Source organism: Gammaproteobacteria bacterium (assembly GCA_013214945.1).
Classification (GTDB): domain Bacteria; phylum Pseudomonadota; class Gammaproteobacteria; order Enterobacterales; family Psychrobiaceae; genus Psychrobium.
The window spans coordinates 1-3,617 of record JABSRT010000054.1 but is presented as its reverse complement, the minus strand read 5'-3'; the positions used below and the strand labels follow the sequence as shown (position 1 = coordinate 3,617).

Genomic DNA, 3,617 nt, shown 5'->3' with positions numbered 1-3,617 from the left:
ATAATGTCACCTAAATTAATATGAGGTGAGTATATCACCTCTAGTTAGGTGGCCAAATTCACTGTACCACTACAATGAGTAGCGTCTGTACCTATGGAATAAATCTTGTGACAATAGATAGAAATAATGCATTAACATTGATTAGAACGGGCTTGATAGACAAGCAACCTGTTTCAAATAGTACGTTAAATGAGTACGTACTTTCAATTAAGGAAAACTGGGATTCCATCAACTCTAAAATCAACTTTTCTAGTAATCTGACTAGTGTGGAATGGCGAGATTTAGAGGCTGCTAAAAGTTGGTGTATCAATCTTGCTAACACTGCCTTAATAAAGGAAAGAGAATATAGAAGTACGGGTGAAATAACTGACGATTACGATTGTATAACTATAGATTCAGAGAAACGGCTTAAAGATTTTTTCAGTAATTTATCAAAATAAATCTGGTTGTAACTCGTCAACATCTTTCTTGTATGCTTTCTTGATAATGCGGTAAATATTTTGAATGGACATGTCGAATTCTCTGGCTAGTTCGACATGGTTAAAGCCGTTAAACTTTTTGTAGATTTGATGGTGAGTTAAAATGGCTTCTATCTCTCGGCCCTTTGGAAAGTAGAACTGTTCGCCTCCAAATGTATGACGTAGTTTGTCACAAGTACCGCGAGCGATTTCTTCAGCTGTTTCCTGAGTGATACCTTTGGTAAGTAACTCAGATTCTATATGGATGATGATTTGCATTAATAGTGCTGCAGAACGCTCGCTTGAACTCATATAATTTACCCTTCTGATATTTATTCATCGTTTTAGTGAATATGGTTTGGGGTAAGCCTTGGATTTATTCAAGACTAGGCTCCTGATTTATAAGCTGGAGCCTATCCTTTTTTAAACTTTATTTCGAGTCCTTATTAATAGTAGCTTGATGCTCGTTAATAACCGTCTGGCAGGTAATGTAAGCATCATTCATCGTCTGATATACGGGGTTGTCATTAAGGTTTTGAACCATCTCTATTATACGTTCGCTGTGATTGTTAGATAATAGATCTTCTTGGTTCAATTCAATTACCGATTTATATATAGGCGGCAGTGCATTTTCTAATAGTCTAAAGTGCCAACGTTTTAGCTGCTCTATTAATGTATGAAGCATGTTTCCTTTGAGCCATTCTAATTTGGTGATCGGTTCACCTTTATTAAGGCTCTTCGATTGGTTTGCAGCCCACTTAGCCAGAGCTTGTTCTGAGCCGTCATTTAAAAAGCCTTGGTGACTCATGTGAATCCAAAGTTGGCGTAGTTTATCGAGCTGGGTGTGTGTGGATTTATTGCTGGTTTTAGGGCTGTAGCTCTTCTTAGCCTTTGGTTTGAAGCCTTTTGACTTCAAGAACTCAAGAATCTGAAATAGCTCAGATATATTCATGTTGCTGCAGCTTGTCTTGCCAGTGATCGATTGCAAGTTAGCGCGGTAGCTTTGATCATCGATGGCCAGCTGGCCTTTGGCAACATGGATTAGTTGGATGTACCAGGACTTGGGTTTGAATTGAGCTTTCATAGTTTTTCCTCGTTAGATAATGACAAAACAGCAGTCTTGTGTTTGTTATTTACTGATATAAAATCATCTTCGTCTTTAGTCACTTTTATCTGGACTTGGACGCCATTTATCTCAGCAATGACTCTCGATTCGTCGATGTGAAAGCCTTTCTTAATGTCATTCAGCATTTCTGTAATTGTGTGCTCTATTTGCGATAATTTAATATTTTTATTCATCATTGCTCTCTTCTGCTGTGGCATTTAGGTGGAGGCTTAGTAGAAATTCACCCAGTTTATTTGTGTAATGGAAGTACGAAGTACTCATAAATAGTAAAAATACTGAGCTGTATATATGAGGAAAAGTTTCCCCCAAAATAATAAATTCAATAGACGCAAAAATAAGCTCAGCAAAAATTGTCACTCCAAACCATAGCCAAGTCATTTTTTGAATATTTAACGAGCACAGACAAAACAGTTTTCTTTTAAATTTTCCATCAATTTTAGTGTTTGCGTTAATTATCATAATTATTCCTCAATAAAAAAGGGCCTTTCGGCCCTGTTAATGTTTATCGTAACTAGGCAGCTGTTTCTTCCAGCCACGCTTTTGCTTTGGCTATTACATCTTTTGAGGTTTCTTTACCTTTACTGTGAATTGGCAAGCCTATATCCCCGACAAAAGCTTTCAACACGGGGGTTAAGTCTACGAACTCAATTGATGTTGTAATTTCAAAGCCTAATAAATACCTTGCGCGTTCCTGTGATGTTGGTAAATTTTTAACGTGGTATAAATCGACCGTTGCCTTATCTATTTGCCACTCATAATTAATAAAAATGCGATCTTTGCCGTTAACTTTTGCCTTGCCATCGGTAATTTCAACGGTCATAGGTTCGTTATCGTCATCATCCATACGTGCTAAATACTTGCCTTCAGCTAGAGGCTTAGTTTCATGGAATACCCAAGAGTTGTTGTTAGATTTTTCAACGTTAGTCATTATTAAGTCCTTTGGTTTGGGGCCTCTCGGACCCAATCAATTACGATGCTTTAGCTGTTTTTCCTACACTAATGCGGTTATATATTTCTTCGCGGTGAACCGCTACATCACTAGGGGCATCAACACCAATGCGAACTTGGTTACCTTTAACACCAAGTACGGTGACTACAATGTCATCACCAATCATCAAACGTTCACCGACTCGGCGGGTTAAAATCAGCATGTTATTTCCTTTTAAAATTCGTCTTGCTTGTTTAATTGTTTTTGTTCTTCGAGTTCTTCAATTCTTCGACGTCTTTCTACTGCTGAACCGTTGGACTTTTCCGGCCGTATCTGTTCTTGATAAGCAGTCTTAACATTGATATGGAATTGGCTCGCTTCATTGGGTCTATGCATGATTAACTCCTTATTATAAGGCGGCGAGATCAAGTGAAATTGCTTGCCATGCATCGTCAGTAGTACGGCGCTGGTAGAAACGGATATACTCTTTGCTGTCGGTGACTTGGATAGAATCGGCGATAGCTTGCATAGCACGGTCCCAACGCTCGTCCTCCATATTGAGCTTGCGTAAACCTAAGATACGACCAGCAGAGACCTGCCCCTCTTTATCCACCTGAAAGGCATGTTCAACCAACGTGCGAATGCGGTCACTTGCACCGTCTGACCAAGCGTGAATGCATTCATCGACCAGCTGCTTGGCAACCTGCAGACGTTCGTCAAATTGCATTAATTCGGTAACGGCTAACTGAATTTTTAAGGTACTGTCAAAATTCATCAGAGTGATGTTGCCTTTTTTACCGCCCAACTTGACGTTGTATTCATCAGCAGACAGCGCAACAAAGGTTTTTACCTCTGTCATCATGGTCTTCTTAAAGGCTACCAGCGCAGCCTTTTGCTTTATGGCTAACTCCGTCAAGCTGGCGACTAACTCGTCACGTACAAGGTCAATCGCCTTGATGTTACTTAGGGCAACTAAATTGCCTTTTGCATCTTTCTTAAACCCTGTTGGGATTGCTATTACTTCACTCATGCATATTAACATCCATGGAGATCACCTAATAACATCGATGGAGATCATTCAATAACATCCATCAAGATCAGCTAA

Annotated in this window: 8 protein-coding genes; 1 reads left to right on the top strand and 7 read right to left on the bottom strand. The window is 39.2% G+C overall.

The window, feature by feature from the left end; translation table 11 throughout:
• The first annotated feature begins 107 nt into the window (after nucleotides 1-107).
• Entirely contained in the window at nucleotides 108-440 is a 333-nt protein-coding gene (locus HRU23_20315) for a hypothetical protein (GenBank protein NRA56483.1), read from the top strand.
• Here the strand turns inward: HRU23_20315 and HRU23_20310 are convergent.
• The 7 genes from HRU23_20310 to HRU23_20280 all read right to left on the bottom strand — a co-directional run bounded on the left by HRU23_20310 (nucleotide 432) and on the right by HRU23_20280 (nucleotide 3,542).
• Nucleotides 432-770, bottom strand: a complete 339-nt coding sequence (locus HRU23_20310) for a transcriptional regulator (protein ID NRA56482.1) — start codon at nucleotides 768-770, stop codon at nucleotides 432-434. The two genes, HRU23_20315 and HRU23_20310, sit on opposite strands and share 9 nt — an antisense overlap.
• Before the next feature lie 118 nt (nucleotides 771-888).
• Nucleotides 889-1,542: a regulatory protein GemA gene (locus HRU23_20305; protein NRA56481.1), complete on the bottom strand. Its 654-nt coding sequence runs from the start codon at nucleotides 1,540-1,542 to the stop codon at nucleotides 889-891.
• A 207-nt stretch (nucleotides 1,543-1,749) separates the two neighbouring features.
• Nucleotides 1,750-2,043: a hypothetical protein gene (locus HRU23_20300; protein NRA56480.1), complete on the bottom strand. Its 294-nt coding sequence runs from the start codon at nucleotides 2,041-2,043 to the stop codon at nucleotides 1,750-1,752.
• A gap of 52 nt (nucleotides 2,044-2,095) precedes the next feature.
• Entirely contained in the window at nucleotides 2,096-2,512 is a 417-nt protein-coding gene (locus HRU23_20295) for a hypothetical protein (GenBank protein ID NRA56479.1), read from the bottom strand.
• A gap of 40 nt (nucleotides 2,513-2,552) precedes the next feature.
• On the bottom strand, nucleotides 2,553-2,735 hold the full coding sequence (gene csrA / locus HRU23_20290) for a carbon storage regulator CsrA (protein NRA56478.1): 183 nt from the start codon (nucleotides 2,733-2,735) through the stop codon (nucleotides 2,553-2,555).
• Nucleotides 2,736-2,746: 11 nt separating this feature from the next.
• Complete coding sequence (locus HRU23_20285; protein ID NRA56477.1) at nucleotides 2,747-2,908, bottom strand: hypothetical protein; 162 nt, start codon at nucleotides 2,906-2,908, stop codon at nucleotides 2,747-2,749.
• 13 nt (nucleotides 2,909-2,921) lie between these two features.
• Nucleotides 2,922-3,542, bottom strand: coding sequence for a DUF3164 family protein (locus HRU23_20280; protein ID NRA56476.1), 621 nt, complete (start codon nucleotides 3,540-3,542; stop codon nucleotides 2,922-2,924).
• Nucleotides 3,543-3,617: the final 75 nt, after the last annotated feature.